The sequence below is a fragment of the Microbaculum marinisediminis genome (genome assembly GCF_025397915.1).
Classification (GTDB): Bacteria; Pseudomonadota; Alphaproteobacteria; order Rhizobiales; family Tepidamorphaceae; genus Microbaculum; species Microbaculum marinisediminis.
In genome coordinates, this window is sequence record NZ_JALIDZ010000007.1 from 53,688 (window position 1) to 70,588 (window position 16,901).

Here is a 16,901-nt window from a genome sequence, read left to right on the forward strand (position 1 = left end):
CGATGTCCCGCGTCGCCGTCATCGTCAAAGGCTATCCGCGCCTCTCGGAGACGTTCATCGCCCAGGAGATCCTCGGGCTCGAGGAACGCGGTATCGAGGTGCTCATCGTCTCGTTGCGCCGGCCGACCGATCCGGCGATCCACGACATGCACCGAAAGATTCGCGCCGAGGTGCTCTATCTGCCGGAATACCTCAAGGACGATCCCGCGCGGGTCCGCGCCGGCCGGCGCTACGCGGAAGGGCTGGCGGACTATGCGGCGGCCGAAGAGGCCTTTCGGCGCGATCTTGCCCGCGACAACACCGTCAACCGCTGGCGGCGCTGGGGCCAGGCCCAGGTGCTCGCCCGCGAACTGCCGGCCGATGTCGGTTGGCTCTATGTCCACTACCTGCACACGCCGGCCTCGGTCGCCCGTTATGCCGCGCTGCTGACCGGTCGCGGCTGGTCGTTCTCGGCGCACGCCAAGGACATCTGGACGACGCCGGAATGGGAGTTGCGCGAGAAGCTCGCCGATGCCGCCTGGGGCGTCACCTGCACCGGCTTCAATCGCGACTACCTCGGCGGTCTGGCCGACCGTGACGACAAGGTCGGTCTCGTCTATCACGGCCTCGACTTCTCGCGGTTTCCCGATGCCGCCGCGCCGGCCGTTCACGATGGCGGCGACGCCGGGCCCGTATCGATCCTGAGTGTCGGCCGCGCGGTCGAGAAGAAGGGCTTCGACGACCTGATCCGTGCGCTCGGCCGCATCGGCGGCACCGTCGACTGGCGCTTCGAGCACATCGGCGGCGGTGCCGATCTGGACAAGCTCAAGGCGCAGGCGGAAAGGCTTGGCATCGCCGACCGGATCCGCTTTCGCGGCGCCCGCGCCCATGACGATGTGATACAGGCGATGCTCGATGCCGACCTGTTCGTTCTGCCGAGCCGCATCGCCAAGTCAGGCGACCGCGATGGCCTACCCAATGTGCTGATGGAGGCTCAGGCGCTTGGTACCGCGTGCATCGCGACGCCCGTCTCGGCGATCCCGGAGCTGATCGAGGATGGCCGTACCGGCCTGCTGGTGCCGCCGCGCGATCCGAAGGCGCTGGCGCAGGCGATTCTGGATCTCGCGCAAGACCCCGAAAAGCGGGCGCGCCTCGCCAGGGCCGGAGAGGAGCGTGTCCGAAGCACGTTCGCCAGCGAGCCGGGCCTGGATCGGATCACCGCGATGCTGAAGGCCGAGCTTGCCAGGAAGGCGGCATGAACATCGCCTTCTACGCGCCGATGAAGCCGCCGGACGATCCCGTCATCTCCGGTGACCGCGAGACGGCGCGTCTGATCCTGAAGGCGCTGGCGGCCGAGGGGCACCGGGTCGAGATCGCATCCCGGCTGCGGACCTGGCAGCGCACGCCGGACGAAGCCCGGTTTGTCGAACTGAAAACGGAAGCCGACGTCGAGGTCCGGAGTCTGCTCGCCGCCTGGGCCGGGCACGAGGCCCCTGACCTTTGGATCACCTACCACCTCTATCACAAGGCGCCGGACTGGATCGGCCCGGCGGTGAGCGCGGCGCTTGCCATTCCCTATGTCGTCATCGAGGGCTGCCGCGCGGCCAAACACGCGGCCGGCCCGTGGGCGACCGGCTTCGCCCAGGCCGACCGGGCCTTGACGGCCGCCGATGCGGTGGCGGCCATGCATGCCGAGGACGCCGAGGGGCTGATGCCGCTGCTCGAGCCCGGCCGGCTGTTCCGCCTCAAGCCGTTCATCGACGCCGCGCGCTTCGAGGCGGCGGCGGGACGCGCCAGGGCGGGCGAACCGCCGGTGCTGGTCGCCGTGGCGATGATGCGGGCCGGCGACAAGGAAGCCTCCTACCGCCTGCTGGCAGCGGCGCTCGAACGCCTGGAGAGACGGGACTGGCGCCTGCTGATCGCCGGCGACGGCGCCAGGCGCGACGAGATCCTGGCGCTGTTTCCCCCTGATCGGATCGACTGGCGCGGGGCCATCGCGCCGGAGGACATCGCCGGCGTCTATGCCGAAGGAGACCTGTTCGTCTGGCCGGCGATCAACGAGGCCTTCGGAATCGCGCTCTTGGAGGCGCAGGCCGCGGGCCTGCCGGTCATCGCCGGTGCATCCGGCGGCGTCCCCGATATCGTGCGCGACGGCGAGACAGGCCTGCTCGTTGCCGAAGGCGATGAAGCCGCCTTCGCCGCCGCCGTCGCCCGGCTCCTCGATGATGCCGACACGCGGCGCGCCTACGGCAAGGAGGCCGCGGCGCATGTGCGCGCGGACCACGACATCGCGCCCGCGCGGCGCGCCATCGGGCAGATCCTGGAGGCCGCCGTCCGCACCAATGCGTCGCGGCGGTCGGTCGCCGCAGGGGCTGCCTGATGAAGGCGCTGATCTATGTTCAGCATCTGCTCGGCACCGGCCATGTCGTGCGCGCCGCCGCGCTGGCGCGCGCGCTGGCGGCCCGCGATGTCGAGACCGTTCTCGTCTCCGGCAATCGTGTGCCGCCGACGGTCGCCGTCAACGGCTTCTCGGTGATCGAATTGCCGGCGGCGCGCTCGTCCGATGATCGTTTCTCCGCCGTGGTCGACGAGGCCGGCCGGCCTGTCGACGATCGCTGGAAGGCGCGTCGTCGCAACCGGCTCCTGTCCGTGTTCGACGACACCGGACCCGATATCCTGCTGACCGAGACCTGGCCCTTCGGCCGCAACGCATTCGCCTTCGAACTCGAACCGCTGATGGAGGCGGCGAAGGGCGTGGTACCGCGCCCGATCGTCGCCGCGTCCGTCCGCGATATCCTGGTGCGCAAGAACGATGCGAAGAAGGAGCACCGCATGGCCGAGCGGGCGCACGCGACCTGCGACCTGGTGCTGGTGCATGGCGATCCGGCCTTCGTGCGTTTCGAGGACAGTTTCCCCTTCGCCGCCGAGATCGCCGACCTGATCCGCTACACCGGCTACATCGATACCGGTGCCGACACGCCCGAGCCGCCGGACAGTAACGGGACCGGCGAAGTCGTCGTCTCCTGCGGCGGCGGTGCTGTTGGCGCTGCACTGCTCGAGACGGCGCTTGCCGCACGCGCGTTGTCGGCACGCGCGGGCCGGCTGCGCTGGCGCGTGCTCGTCGGGACGGATCTCGACGATCTGGTGCTTGCCGGCCTGAAGACGAGTGCCGGAGACGGGATCGTCGTCGAGCGCGCGCGGCGCGACTTTCCCGGTCTTCTCAAGCGCGCGCGGCTGTCGGTGTCCCAGTGCGGCTACAATACCGCCGTCGACGTTCTGGCCGCCGGCTGCGCGGCGGTGTTCGTGCCCTTCGCGCGCGGCGCCGAGACCGAGCAGACGCAACGTGCCGAGGCGCTGGCCGCGCGTGGACTGGCAACCGTGGTGCCCGAAGCCGACATGACGCCGGATCGGCTCGCGGCGGGCATCGACGCCGCGCTCGACCTGCCGAAGGCCGCGCTGACGCTCGACCGCGATGGTGCGCGAACCTCTGCGGATCTGCTGATCGATGCGGTCGACACCTTGAGGAACCGGACGGCATGAGCGAGGCCGCGGATTTCGCTGACGCACTTCGGGGATTGCTTAATTCCGTCGCCGAAGCGGGACGGACGATCGATATCTGGTGGCGCGATGACGATGCGACCATGCCGTCGCCGGCACTCGATGATCTGCTGGACGCCGCCCGGCGGCATGGCGTCCCGCTGGCGCTGGCGGTGATCCCGGAGCCGGCCGTGCCGGCGCTCGCCGGGAGACTGGCAAGTGAGCCCGACGCAACCGTCGTCTTCCAGCACGGCTACGCCCATCGCAACCATGCCCCCAAGGGCGAGAAGGCCGCCGAACTCGGCGCCCATCGCCCGGCCGATAGTGTCCTGGCCGAACTGTCGGGCGGCCGGCGGAAGCTGGACGATCTCTTCGGGCCCCGTTTCCTGCCGGTCCTGACCCCGCCGTGGAACCGGATCGGCGACGAGGTTGCCGCCCGGCGCGGCGAAGCGGGGCTCAAGGGATTGACCACCTTCGCGCGGATGCACGCCGACGACCCGGCCTGCATCAACACCCATATCGACATCATCGATTGGAAAGGCGGCCGGGTCTTCGCCGGCTATGCGAAGATGCTGAAGGTGATCGAAGAGGAAATCGGCCGTCGCGGCGGGCCGGCCCCGGAACCGCTCGGCCTGCTTACCCACCATCTCGACCACGACGCCGGCTGCCGCGCGTTCATCGAGCTTTTCCTGTCGGTGGCGACGGATCACCCGGCCGTGCGTTGGCCGGCGCTGGACGCGCTGTTCGGCGTCAGGCCTTCGGCCGGAGCAGCCTGAGCCGCCAGCGCACGTTCTTGGCCTGGCTGCTCAGCTCCAGCGCGTCGAGCAGATCCCAGTCGGCCGTGTCGGTGCCCTGTTCCATCGCCCGCACCTTGGCATAGCCGCCACCGGTCTCCTTCCAGGGCGCGTACATCGACACCGCGATGATGCCGCCTGGCGCGAGCCACTCGACGTAGCGGGCGATCTGCGCGCCGGGGTCTTCGGCGAAATGCAGGACCTCGTTGAACACGATTGCCGAGAACTTTTCGCCCGGCGCCGGCGAATAGGATTCCAGATCCGCGGCGACGAGGCTGGCGCGCTCATCGTCGATGCCGGCCCGCGCCAGCGCTTCCTCGGACAGGTCGACGCCGACATAGCGGGTCAGCACGGCGGGATCGAGGTGGCGATAGAGGATGCCCTCGCCGCAGCCGATATCGAGCACGCTCGCGCCCGTGCCGGTGGTCTTCAGCCAGGCCGTGATGATGCCGGTGCGTCCGACCTCCTTGATGTCGAGCAGGAAGCCCCAGCGGCCATCGCGATATTCGGCGTCCCACTCGTCGCCCGTGGCGGCATTCGGCATCGGTTTTCCTTCTGGTCAGGTCTTGTAGGGATCGGCGGCGTCGCGCAGCCCGTCACCGAGGAAGTTGAAGGCGAGCACGACGATGATCACAGGAATAACCGGTGCCATCAGCCAGGGATAGACCGTGACGATGGTAATGTTCTGCGCCTCGTTGAGAAGCACGCCCCAGCTGACCGCCGGGCGCCGCAGGCCGAGATTGAGGAACGACAGCGCCGTCTCGCCGAGGATCATGTTGGGGATCGCCAGCGTCGCGCTCGCCACCAGATGGCTGGTGAAGCCGGGCAGCAGGTGCTTGGAGATGATCCGCCGCGGTTTCGCGCCCATCATCACGGCGGCGCGGGCGTAGTCCTCCTCGCGCAGCGACAGGAGCTTGGAACGCACGGCGCGCGCCAGCCCCGGCCAGTCCAGCATCCCCAGGATGATGGTGATGCCGAAATAGATCCAGATCGGGCTCCACGTCACCGGCAGGGCCGCCGACAGCGCCATCCACAGCGGCAGCTCGGGAATGCAGCGCAGGATCTCGATCATCCGGTTCACCGAGGAATCGATGAAGCCGCCGAAATAGCCGGCGATGCCGCCAAAGAACATGCCCAGCACGATGGAGATGGCGACGCCGATGATGCCGATCGTCAGCGACAGGCGCGCCCCGTAGACGAGGCCGGAGAACAGGTCACGCCCGAGCCGGTCCGTGCCGAGCAGGAACAGTGGCTCGCCGGGTGTCGGGCAGAACAGATGGAACCGGCCCGGGAATAGCCCCCAGAACTTGTAGGGCTCGCTGAGGCAGAAGAAGCGGATCGGCAGAACGGACGCCGGATCCGGGCTGTACTTCCAGGACAGCGTCTCCATGTCGAGCTCGGCGACGTAGCCGCGCACGAAGGGGCCGACGAAGCGGCCCTGGTCGAAGAAATGCACGGCCTGCGGCGGCGCATAGAGATAGTCGTTGTGGCGCGTGTTGGCGCCGTAGGGCGCGATGATCTCGGCGAAAGGCACCGTGAGATAGAAGATCAGGAGCACGACGCCAGCGACGACGGCGAGCTTGTGGCGCTTGAACTTCCACCAGACGATCCGCCACTGCGAGGCCTGATAGTAGCGCTCGCGGTCGGGATCCGGCGGCTCGACGCGATTGGGGTCGAACGGCGCGCTGTCGACGAAATGCGGCTGCTTTTCCTCTGTCATGCTCATCGTCGACCTCTCACCGCCCGGCTTCGGCGCCGAGCCGGATCCTCGGGTCGACCACGGCCAGCAACAGGTCGGAAATGAGCATGCCGACCAGCGTCAGGACCGACACGAACAGGATGATGAAGCCGGCCAGGAACTGGTCCTGGCTTTGCAGCGCGGTGAGCAGGATCGGCCCGACGGTGGGCAGATTGAGCACGACCGAGACGATCACCGAGCCCGACACGAGCGAAGGAATGATGTTGCCGATATCGGCGATGAACGGATTGAGTGCCATGCGCATCGGGTATTTGACCAGCAGCCTGGTTTCCGCCAGACCCTTGGAACGGGCGGTCGTGACGTATTGCTTGTGCAGCTCGTCCAGCAGGTTGGCCCGCAACCTGCGGATCATGCCTGCCGTGCCCGACGTGCCGATGACGATGGTCGGAATGATCAGGTGGGCGAGGACCGACAGGACCTTGTCGGTGCTCCACGGCTGGCCGACGAACTCCGGTGCCATCAGGCCGCCGACCGACAGGCCGAACCACTGGTTCGACAGATAGAGCATGATAAGCCCGAGCAGGAAGTTGGGGGTGGCGAGGCCGATATAGCCCAGCAGGGTGAAGCCGTAATCGCCCCAGCTGTACTGCCGGGTCGCCGAATAGATGCCGATCGGGAACGACACGATGTAGACGAACAGCACCGTGGTGAAGTTCAGGATGACGGTCAGGAGCAGGGTCGGCCCGACCACCTCCTCGACCGGGCGGGCGAATTCGAACGACCACCCCCAGTCGCCCTGCAGGAGTCCCGAGAAGCCGTGCGGGCCGGACCAGGCGCCGATCCAGATCAGATAGCGCTTCCAGAACGGTTCATCGAGGGCGAACTCCTGGCGCAGGAACTCGAGGCGGGCCACGCTCGAGGCCTCGCCCTGCGCCTTGAGCTGGGCGATCTGGTTCGACAGGTAGTCCCCCGGCGGCAGCTCGATCACGAAAAACACGAGGAAGCTGATCGCCAGGAGCGTCGGCACCATTCCGGCGATACGTCGGAGGGTGTAGACGAGCATCACGTAAGTCCGATTAGTTGTCGATCCAGAACTCGTCCATCCGCCAGATGCCGAACTGAGCGCCCGGGTTCCAGCCGTAGAACGCGTTCATCGGAACGTTCTTGACGTTGTTCTTCACGGCGACCGGTTGGCGGACGCCACTGACCGTGCCGATGATGAGGGTCTCGCGGGCGTGGATCTCCAGCATCTTCTTCCAGATCTCTGTCCGCTCGGCGGCGGTTGCCGATTGCAGCCAGCGCTTGTAGAGCTCCAGAAGCTCCTCGGCCGGCGCATAGTCGACGGGTTCGCCGGAGGCTTCATGGCTTTCCCAGTAGTCACCCCAGGCAGGCCACACCAGCGAGGAATCGCCGCGTACCGGCGCAAGCTCGTCCGGGGGCATCGCTTCGGTGGCGATACCGTTGTCCCAACCGGACCAGACGCCCATCACCAGGTCGCCGGACAGTGCGCGGTTGAAGATCACGTCGCGCTGCGATGGCTTCGGGAACAGGGCGACGCCGATCTTCTTCCAGTCGCCGCCGATCAGCTCCAGCACGTCGAGCTGTTCCTGGCTTTCGCCGGCCGTCTCGACGATGATCTCCAGCGGCTTGCCGTTCGGCAGCAGCCGGATGCCGTCTTGGTTGCGCTCGGTCAGGCCGATTTCGTCGAGTAGCGCGTTGGCGCCCTCGATATCGAGCGCGGCCTGTTCGTCGCGGAACCGCTCCTCGAACAGCGGGCTCTCCGGCAGCACCGTGTTGTTGCCGGGGGTGCCGAGACCCAGATAGATCGCCCGGTTGATGTGGTCGCGGTCGATGGCGCGCGACAGCGCCTGGCGGAACCGCGTGTCCCGCAGGAGCGTCCGCCACATCGGGTCCTTGACGGTGAGGTTGGGATAGAGCGCCACCTGCGAGGCATAGGAGAGCGGCCACAGCAGCGTCTTGTAGTCTTGGTCCGCCTCGCCGCGCTTCAGGACGGTGGCATCCGACAGCGACAAGCCGCGCGCCTGCAGATCGCTTTCGCCGGCCTGCGTCTTGGTGGCGACCAGCCGCCCGTCGGTCACCGACATGATCACCTGGTCGATATAGGGAAGCTGGCGCCCGTCGGTGTCGACACGGTGATAGTAGGGATTGCGCACCATGACGTAGCGCTGCCCGTCGCCGTCGCTCTGGAACTTCCAGGGCTGCAGCGTCGGAAGGTCCGTGTTCTTGGCGTTGTACATCTCGTCGAGGCCGTTATGCACCGCCGCCCAGCTCGAGGCGCGGTACTTCTCGACGAGTTTCTGAATCTCGTCCTTGTCGCCGTACTTGATGTGGAACTGCTTCAGATAGTGCGCCGGACGATAGATGAACGGCGGGCTGGCCGAGGCCAGCGTCGGCAGGAACAGCGGGTTGGGGCCATCCCAGGTGAAGCGGACCGTCGTTTCGTCGACCACCTCGAATTCCGGCGCTTTGCCGTTGACCATCATGAAGGGCGCGGGGCCAGCCGGCGTGAGCGAGGGTTCGCCGACGATGTCCTCCCACCAGTAGCGGATGTCCTCCGAGGTGAACGGCGCGCCGTCCGACCACTTGTGGCCCTCGCGCAGCCGCAGGGTGAAGACCCTGTCGTCCTCGACCTCGACGCTCTCCAGGATGTCGGGAACGATGTTGAGCTTGTCGTCGTAGCCGACGAGCCGGGCATACCCCCACACATTGATCAGGCGGGCATCCTTGGCCCGGCCGATCAACGTCTCCAGATCGCCGCCAGGCGTGCCCGGCTCACGACCCTTGGCCTTCAGGTCGACGACCAGCGGCTGTTTCGGCAGCCGTTCGGCGACAGGCGGGAGGGTCGATACATCATGGGTACGACCAAGGGTCTCCGTTTCCTTGAGCTCGAGGCCATGCGCCCCTCCGGCCGAAAGAGCGAAAGAGCAGGCCAATATCGCAGCGAGCGATCCGACGCGACTCCACATCCGACGTGTCTCCCTTTTAGGCCGCCGCGACTTGCGTAAGTCCGGGGGCGAGAACGAAATGACCAGGGGCGACCTCCGTGAGTTCCGGCGCCGGCCCCGGGCGCGGACTGAACGGCTCCGGCCATGCCCGCGGGTCCGATGCGCGTCCGGCCGACAACGCCTCGAAATCGAGCAGGTTGTCGAGGCTCGGTTCGGGCACGGCCGCCAGCAGGGCTTGGGTATAGGGGTGCCGCGGATCGCTGATCAACGAGGATTTGTCCGCCAGTTCGACGACCATGCCCCGGCACATCACCGCGATGCGGTCGGAAATGTAGTCGACGACGGCCAGGTTGTGGCTGACGAACACGTATGTGAGCCCGAGCTTTTCCTGCAAGTCCTTGAGCAGGTTGAGAATCTGGGCCTGCACCGAAACGTCGAGGGCCGACACCGGCTCGTCGCAAAGGATGACCTCCGGTCCGAGCGCCAGCGCCCTGGCGATGCCGATGCGTTGCCTTTGTCCACCGGAAAACGAATGCGGATAGCGGCCGAGATGCTTCTCGTCGAGGCCGACGAGCCGCATCAGTTCGGCGATCCGTTCGTTGCGTTCCTGAACCCCGCACGTCTGGTGGATGATGTAGGGCTCCGACAGGATGTCGTAGATCGTCATGCGCGGGTTGAGCGAGGAGAACGGATCCTGGAACACGACCTGGATCGCGCGCCGAAACTGCATCAGCTCTTCGCCCTGCAGGGTCGCGATGTCGCGCATGCCGCCCGCGGCGTCTCCGTTCATGTCGTAGAGGATCTGGCCCTGGTCGATCTTGAGCGCCTTGAGCATGGCCATGGCGGTGGTGGTCTTGCCGGAGCCCGATTCGCCCACGAGGCCGAGGCATTCGCCGCGTTTCACGGTGAAACTCACCGCGTCGAGCGCCTTCACCGTTCGCGGCGGGCGGAACGGGCCGCCGCTACGCAGCGTGAAGCTCTTCGAGATCCGGTCGACGACCATGATCGGCTCGCCGAGCTTGCCGGAGCTCTCGCGGGGCTTCATCAGGTGCCCGGTCGTCTCCGGTTTGATCTCGCGCAGCGGCACCAGCCGCTCGCCGGGCTTCATGTCGAAACGCGGAACCGCGTGCAGCAGCGCCTTGAGATAAGGGTGCTGCGGATTGTGGAAGATCTCGTCGACCGGCCCCGACTCCATGATTCGGCCGCGATAGATCACCACCACGTCTTCGGCCATGTTGGCGACGACGCCGAAATCGTGGGTGATCAGGAGGATCGACATCCCGAGCTCGGACTGCAACTGGTTCATCAGCCGCAGGATCTCGGCCTGGATCGTGACGTCCAGGGCGGTCGTCGGTTCGTCGGCTATCAGAAGCGCGGGACGGCAAATGAGGGCCATGGCGATCACCGCGCGCTGGCGCAGGCCGCCCGACAGCTCGAAGGGAAAGGTGTCCAGCGCTCGTTCCGGATCGGGAAACTGAACGAGCCGCAGCATGTCGCGCGTGGCTGCGCGTGCTTGCGCGCCGGTCAGACCCAGATGGAGACGGGCCGCCTCGCCGATCTGGTCGCCGACGGTATGCAGCGGCGACAGCGATGTCATCGGCTCCTGGAAGACGATGGCGATTCGGTTGCCTCTGAGATCGCGCATCTTGCGCCCGCCCGGATCGAGCTTGGCGATATCCGTGATGTCCGCGTCCGAGGGATCGTTGAACAGGATGCGACCGTCGGTGATATTTGCCGACGCGGGCAAGATTCCCATTATCGCCTGCGAAATGACCGTTTTCCCGGAGCCCGACTCGCCCACGAGTGCCGTCGTGCGGCCCGGCGCGATGGAAAAACTTGCATGGTCGACGGCCCGCAAGCCGCCTTCCATCGACTTGAAGTCGATCGTCAGATCCTCGACCGACAGAATGCTCACGCCTTGAGTCCCCCGCGACAATGCCTTTGTAGCCGACGGATGTTACGGTGGTTTGCCACGGAATGAAAAGGTCGCAGATGCTGGCTGCACACTTGTTCGTCCGCCGCTACATGCTCTAGTGATGCGGCGCGGTGCCGCCGCTCCTTGCCAGGAGCGATCCCTCGGCCCGATTTCGCGTGAATTTCGGCAGACGGGAACAGATGGAAGAACGCATAGCGGTTGTCGGATTGGGCTATGTCGGCCTACCCGTGCTTCTGGCTTTCGCCCGTCGCTACGAGGGGACGATCGGCTTCGATCGCGAGGCGCGCCGTATCGACGACCTGGTTTCGGGGAACGACGCCAACGGCGACGTCGATCCCGCCGATCTTCAGTCTACCCGCGCGACCTTCACCACGGATGCGACGCACCTGCGCGGGGCGAGCTTCGTCGTCGTCGCGGTGCCGACCCCCATCGACGACCATCGCCGTCCGGACTTCGGCCCGCTTCGGGCCGCCTGCGAGACGGTCGGCCGGCATCTGTCGAAGGGCGCGGTGGTCGTCTTCGAGTCGACGGTCTATCCCGGCGCCACCGAGGAGGTCTGCGGACCGTTGCTCGAATCCGTCTCCGGGCTCAGGCGCGGCGTCGACTTCTTCCTCGGCTATTCGCCCGAACGCATCAATCCCGGCGACACCGCCCACGATTTCGAGTCGATCGTCAAGGTGGTGGCCGGCGAGGACGCCGACACGCTGGAGCGTGTCGCGCGCGCCTACGCGTCGGTGGTGCCCGCCGGGGTCCACCGCGCCGGATCAATTCCGGTGGCCGAGGCGGCGAAGGTGCTGGAGAACACGCAGCGCGACATCAACATCGCGCTGATGAACGAGCTCGCCATGATCTGCAACCGGCTCGGCATCCGCACCGCCGAGGTGCTGCGTGCCGCCGAGACCAAGTGGAACTTCCTGCCCTTCAGGCCTGGGCTGGTCGGCGGCCATTGCGTCGGCGTCGACCCCTACTGGCTCGCCGCGCGCGCCGAGACCGCCGGCCACCATCCGCAGATGATCCTCGCCGGTCGGCGCATCAACGACGGCATGAGCGCCTATATCGCCGGCGAGGTGGCGCGGCGGCTGTCGCGTGCCGGCATGGCTCTGTCCGAGGCGCGGATCGCCATTTGCGGCGTCACCTTCAAGCCGGACGTGTCCGACACCCGCAACAGCCGGGTTCCGGCCATCGCCCGCGAGCTTGCCGCCTTCGGTGCCCGGGTGCTTCTCAACGATCCGCTCGCCGACGCGGGCGCCTTCGCCGAGGAGACCGGGCTCGAACTGTCGCCGGACGAGGCGCTACGCGATCTCGATGCGCTGATCCTGGCCGCGCCGCACCGGTCCTACCTGGACGCGGGGCGCGGCCGTCTGCTCGGTGCGCTGCGCGACGGTGGTCTGTTCGTCGACATCACATCGGCCGTGGAGCCGGCGGACATGCCGCCCGGCGTCACCTACTGGAGTCTGTAAACGTCGTCATGCAAGCGACCCTGCCCGCAGCGGCCTTTGCCGACCGTCCCATCCTCGTCACGGGGGCGGCCGGGTTCATCGGCTACCACGTGGCGCGGCGCTATCTGGAAGCCGGACGGCGCGTGGTCGGCATCGACAATCTCAACGCCTACTACGATCCGGAGCTGAAACGCGCCCGTCTCGCCGAGCTGGCGAAATTCGACGGGTTCGTTTTCCGCAGGGCCGACATCGCCGACCGCAAGGAGATGGCGGTCATCTTCGAGGCGCACGAGCCGAACCTCGTCATCCATCTCGCCGCCCAGGCCGGCGTGCGCCATTCGCTGCATGCCCCCCAGGACTATGTCAGCGCCAACGTCGCCGGCTTCGTCAACGTTCTGGAGGGCTGCCGCCACCATGGCGTGCGCCATCTGGTCTACGCCTCGTCGAGCTCGGTGTACGGCGCCGTGACGGCGGAGCCGTTCGGCGAGCATATGCCGGCCGACCATCCCGTCAGTCTCTACGGCGCGACCAAGCGGGCCAACGAGCTGATGGCCCATTCCTACAGTCACCTGTTCGACCTTCCCGCGACGGGCCTGCGCTTCTTCACCGTCTACGGCCCGTGGGGCCGTCCCGACATGGCGCTGTTCCTGTTCGCCAGGGCGATCCTCGCCGGCGAGCCGATCGCCGTGTTCGGCGAAGGTAGGATGCGGCGCAGCTTCACCTATATCGACGACATCGTCGAAGGCGTGGTGCGCATCGCCGACCATCCCCCCGTCGCCGATCCGGCCTGGAACGGTCACACGCCCGATCCCGCCACCGCGCCGGCGCCGTGGCGGCTTTATAACATCGGCAACGACCGGTCGGTCGGCCTGGAGGAGATGATCGACACGCTGGAGGGCGCCCTGGGCAGGAAGGCGGTCCGCGACTACCAGCCGATGCAGCCCGGCGACGTGCGCGCCACCGCCGCCGACGTCACCGATCTCTCCGCCGCCGTCGGCTATCGTCCGGCGACCCCGCTCGACGAGGGCATCGCCCGTTTCGTCGCGTGGTACCGCGCCTATTACGGCGGCTGACCGCCTTCCGTCTCGAAGGCGGTGATCCGAGCCCGCTGCCCTCGCGTAGTGGTTGCCATACGCGGCAATCCAGCGGACAGTCTGACATGCAAATCGCCGTTATCGGCTCAGGGATCTCGGGACTTTCAGCGGCTTGGCTGCTGTCGCGCGCCCACGCCGTAACCGTGTTCGAAAGCGGCGCCCATGTCGGCGGCCACACCAACACGGTCGACGTCGACACGGCCGAAGGCCGCATCCCGGTCGATACCGGTTTCATCGTTTACAACGAGAAGAACTATCCGAACCTGACGGCGCTGTTCCGTCATCTCGGTGTCGAAACAAACTCGACTAGGATGAGTTTTGCCCTGTCGCTCGGTGACGGCGCCTACGAATATTCCGGCTCGCTGGCCGGGTTCTTCGGACAGGCCAAAAATTTGGTGGATCGGGGGCATTGGCGCCTGTTTCTGGAGATCCTGCAGTTTTTCCGCGAGGCGCCGGCGGCGCTCGAGCGCGACGAGGGGCCGCTGACGCTCGGCGAGGCCCTGGCGAAGGCCGGCTATTCCCGCCGTTTCATCGACGACCACCTGCTGCCGATGGGCGCGGCGATCTGGTCGACGCCGATGGACCGGATGCTGCAGTATCCCGCCGCCTCCTTCCTGCGTTTCTACAGGAACCACGGACTGCTGCAGCTCGTCGGCCGGCCGCGCTGGCGCACCGTCGACGGCGGCGGGCGCGAATACGTGCGGCGCCTGCTGGCCGATTCCCGCGCCGACCTGCGCCTCGGGTGCGGCGTGAAGACGGTGACCCGGCGCGGCGCCGAGGTCCTCGTCGAGGGCGAGGACGGCGTCGTCCGGCGCTTCGACCACGTCGTCGTCGCCACCCATGCCGACCAGGCGCTGGCGCTGCTCGGCGACGCCGACGGCTTCGAGCGCGACCTGCTCGGCGCCTTCGGATATCAGAAGAATCTTGCCGTCCTGCACACCGACAAGACCCTCATGCCGCGCCGGCGGCGGTTGTGGGCGAGCTGGGATTATCTGAAGATGACCGGCGGCACCGAAACCGGCCTGTGCGTCAGTTATTGGATGAACAGCCTGCAGAAACTCGCCACGTCGACGGATATCTTCGTGACGCTGAACCCGCCGCGCATGCCCGATCCGGCGCTGACCCAAGGCAGCTTCGTCTACGACCACCCGGTGTTCGACGCCGCCGCCGCGGCCGCCCGCGAGCGCCTCTGGCACCTGCAGGGTCGCCGGCGCACCTGGTTCTGCGGCAGCTATTTCGGCGACGGCTTCCATGAGGACGGCCTCCAGTCCGGCCTCGCCGTGGCCGAGCAGCTCGGCGGCGTGCGGCGGCCGTGGTCGGTCGCCGAGGAGTCCGGACGCATCCGGCTATCGCCCACGGGCGCCGGCGTTCCGCTGCCGGAGGCCGCCGAATGACGGGGTTCCGCTCGTCCCTCTATGATGCGGTCGTCGTCCATCGCCGCGTCCGGCCGGTCGGCCACGAGCTGCGCTACAAGCTGACCTACGCGCTGATCGACATCGACGAGATCGGCGATCTCGACGCGCGGCTGAGGCTGTTCTCCTACAACCGCTTCAACCTGTTCTCGCTGCACGATCGCGATCACGGCGCCGGCGACGGCACGCCGCTGCGCCGCTACGTCGACCGGGTCATCGCCCGGGCGGGTCTGAGCGAGGATATCGCCAGCGTCCGGCTGCTCTGCCTGCCGCGACTGGCGGGATACGTCTTCAATCCGCTCAGCATCTACTACGGACTGGATCGCGACGGCGCCCTGCGCCTCGTCGTTTACGAGGTCTCCAATACCTTCGGCGAGCGCAAGACCTATGTGCTGCCGGTCGCCGCCCGGGACGCCAGGCCGGTGCGCCAGAACTGCGCCAAGCGGTTCTATGTGTCGCCGTTCAACGATGCCGGCGGACGCTACGATTTCCGCATCCTCCCGCCGGGCGAGCGGGTGCGTGTCGGCGTGTCCCTGTCGAACGAGACCGGCGCCGTTCTCGATGCCCACCTGGTCGGCGCCCGCCGCCCGCTCGACGACCATGAGCTCGCCCGCACGCTTTGGCGCCATCCGGCCCTGACCTGGAAGGTCACCGCCGGCATCCATTGGGAGGCCCTGAAGCTTTATCTGAAGGGCCTCCGCACGGTGCCGCGTCCGCCGGCCCCCGACGTGCCGGTGACCTATCTGCCGACGGCCTTCGAGATGGAGCGCCCGGCGCGATGAGCTTGACGATTCTCTCCGACGAAAAGACCCGCCCGCGCGGCATGGTCGCGCGCACGCTCGACAGCCTTGCCATCTCGGCGACCCGGCGCCTGGTGTCAGGGGTCGATCTGCGCGGGACGCTCGCGGTGACGGCGCCGGACGGGCGGCGTTTCAAGCTCGACGGCGACCGGCCGGGCTTCGACGCGGCGATCGATTTCGCCAATCTCAAGATCATTCCGAAGGGCATCCGGCGCGGCCCGATCGGCTTTGCCCAGGCCTACATGGACGGCGACCTGACCACGCCGGATCTGGTCGCCTTCCTGCGTTTCTTCCTCGACAACCAGCAGGGGTTCAGCGAGGCGGGATCGGGGCTGTTCCGCGTCCGCCTGCCCGACCGCTTCTATCACCTGCTGCGCGACAACACGCGTTCGGGCGCGCGGCGCAACATCGCCGACCACTACGATCTGTCGAACGCGTTCTACCGGCTGTGGCTCGACGACGGCATGACCTACTCGAGCGCCTATTACGAGGACGGCGCCAACGATCTCGCCTCGGCACAGCAGGCCAAGTACCGCAAGATCGTCGACGCGCTCGACCTCGAGCCCGGCCACGACGTTCTCGAGATCGGTTGCGGCTGGGGCGGCTTCGCCGAGGTCGCCGCAGGCGCCCACGACGCCCGCGTTACCGCCATCAGCCTGTCGCGCGCCCAGCTCGCCTACGCGCGCGAGCGCATCGACAAGGCCGGTCTCGCCGATCGTTGCGACCTTCGCTACGAGGACTACCGCGATTGCAGGGGAACCTACGACCGCATCGCCTCCATCGAGATGATCGAGGCGGTCGGCGAGGCGCACTGGCCGGCCTATTTCTCGACACTGGCCAGCCGCCTCAAGGCCTCCGGCGTCGCCGCCGTTCAGGCGATCACCATCGCCGAGCCGTTTTTCGAGCGCTATCGCCGCGGCGTGGATTTCATCCAGCGCTACATCTTCCCCGGTGGCATGCTGCCGACCCCTCAGATCATCGAGCGGCAGGCCCGCGACGCCGGACTGGCGCTCGATGGCGTCGAGACCTTCGCCGACAGCTATGCGCGGACGCTGCGCGAGTGGCGGGCCCGCTTCCTCGCCGCCTGGCCGCAGATCGCCGCGCTTGGCTTCGACGAGCACTTCCGCCGCAAATGGGACTACTACCTGGCCTATTGCGAGGCGGGCTTCCTCGAGCGGCGCATCGATGTCGGCATCTATCGGCTCGTCAAGCCGGCGTGAGCCGCCGGAATGTCCGAAGCAACGG

14 protein-coding genes are annotated in these 16,901 nt (G+C 67.3%); 9 read left to right on the forward strand and 5 right to left on the reverse strand.

What is annotated here, in order from left to right; genetic code table 11:
- Positions 1-2: 2 nt before the first annotated feature.
- From MUB46_RS15740 to MUB46_RS15755, 4 genes are read left to right on the forward strand one after another with little or no spacing between them, the layout of a single operon-like run.
- Positions 3-1,238 carry a glycosyltransferase family 4 protein gene (locus MUB46_RS15740; RefSeq protein ID WP_261616889.1) on the forward strand — a complete coding sequence of 412 codons (1,236 nt, stop codon included), beginning with the start codon at positions 3-5 and terminating at the stop codon, positions 1,236-1,238.
- Entirely contained in the window at positions 1,235-2,359 is a 1,125-nt protein-coding gene (locus tag MUB46_RS24285) for a glycosyltransferase family 4 protein (protein WP_315902750.1), read from the forward strand. Before MUB46_RS15740 ends, MUB46_RS24285 begins: the two co-directional genes overlap by 4 nt.
- Positions 2,359-3,519 (forward strand): glycosyltransferase family protein, encoded by a 1,161-nt coding sequence (locus MUB46_RS15750; protein ID WP_261616890.1) that lies wholly within the window; start codon positions 2,359-2,361, stop codon positions 3,517-3,519. Before MUB46_RS24285 ends, MUB46_RS15750 begins: the two co-directional genes overlap by 1 nt.
- Positions 3,516-4,292 carry a polysaccharide deacetylase family protein gene (locus MUB46_RS15755; protein ID WP_261616891.1) on the forward strand — a complete coding sequence of 259 codons (777 nt, stop codon included), beginning with the start codon at positions 3,516-3,518 and terminating at the stop codon, positions 4,290-4,292. The genes MUB46_RS15750 and MUB46_RS15755 overlap by 4 nt, the downstream gene beginning before the upstream one ends.
- Here MUB46_RS15755 and MUB46_RS15760 read toward each other — a convergent pair.
- The 5 genes from MUB46_RS15760 to MUB46_RS15780 are packed head-to-tail and all read right to left on the reverse strand — an operon-like array spanning position 4,267 to position 10,890.
- Positions 4,267-4,854: a class I SAM-dependent methyltransferase gene (locus MUB46_RS15760; protein ID WP_261616892.1), complete on the reverse strand. Its 588-nt coding sequence runs from the start codon at positions 4,852-4,854 to the stop codon at positions 4,267-4,269. The two genes, MUB46_RS15755 and MUB46_RS15760, sit on opposite strands and share 26 nt — an antisense overlap.
- 15 nt (positions 4,855-4,869) lie before the next feature.
- A complete protein-coding gene (locus tag MUB46_RS15765) occupies positions 4,870-6,030 on the reverse strand; it encodes an ABC transporter permease (protein WP_261617119.1) in 1,161 nt (386 codons plus the stop codon).
- A gap of 16 nt (positions 6,031-6,046) precedes the next feature.
- Positions 6,047-7,072 (reverse strand): ABC transporter permease, encoded by a 1,026-nt coding sequence (locus tag MUB46_RS15770; protein WP_261616893.1) that lies wholly within the window; start codon positions 7,070-7,072, stop codon positions 6,047-6,049.
- A 13-nt stretch (positions 7,073-7,085) separates the two neighbouring features.
- On the reverse strand, positions 7,086-8,996 hold the full coding sequence (locus tag MUB46_RS15775; RefSeq protein WP_261616894.1) for an ABC transporter substrate-binding protein: 1,911 nt from the start codon (positions 8,994-8,996) through the stop codon (positions 7,086-7,088).
- Positions 8,997-9,012: 16 nt separating this feature from the next.
- Positions 9,013-10,890 carry an ABC transporter ATP-binding protein gene (locus MUB46_RS15780; RefSeq protein WP_261616895.1) on the reverse strand — a complete coding sequence of 626 codons (1,878 nt, stop codon included), beginning with the start codon at positions 10,888-10,890 and terminating at the stop codon, positions 9,013-9,015.
- A gap of 200 nt (positions 10,891-11,090) precedes the next feature.
- Between MUB46_RS15780 and MUB46_RS15785 the strand changes: the two genes are divergently transcribed.
- The 5 genes from MUB46_RS15785 to MUB46_RS15805 all read left to right on the forward strand — a co-directional run bounded on the left by MUB46_RS15785 (position 11,091) and on the right by MUB46_RS15805 (position 16,876).
- Positions 11,091-12,371: a nucleotide sugar dehydrogenase gene (locus MUB46_RS15785; RefSeq protein ID WP_261616896.1), complete on the forward strand. Its 1,281-nt coding sequence runs from the start codon at positions 11,091-11,093 to the stop codon at positions 12,369-12,371.
- A gap of 8 nt (positions 12,372-12,379) precedes the next feature.
- Complete coding sequence (locus tag MUB46_RS15790; protein WP_261616897.1) at positions 12,380-13,423, forward strand: NAD-dependent epimerase; 1,044 nt, start codon at positions 12,380-12,382, stop codon at positions 13,421-13,423.
- Between the two features lie 86 nt (positions 13,424-13,509).
- Positions 13,510-14,838, forward strand: coding sequence for an NAD(P)/FAD-dependent oxidoreductase (locus MUB46_RS15795; protein WP_261616898.1), 1,329 nt, complete (start codon positions 13,510-13,512; stop codon positions 14,836-14,838).
- Entirely contained in the window at positions 14,835-15,638 is an 804-nt protein-coding gene (locus MUB46_RS15800) for a DUF1365 domain-containing protein (protein ID WP_261616899.1), read from the forward strand. Before MUB46_RS15795 ends, MUB46_RS15800 begins: the two co-directional genes overlap by 4 nt.
- Positions 15,635-16,876, forward strand: coding sequence for an SAM-dependent methyltransferase (locus MUB46_RS15805; protein ID WP_261616900.1), 1,242 nt, complete (start codon positions 15,635-15,637; stop codon positions 16,874-16,876). The genes MUB46_RS15800 and MUB46_RS15805 overlap by 4 nt, the downstream gene beginning before the upstream one ends.
- The last annotated feature ends 25 nt before the right edge of the window (positions 16,877-16,901 follow it).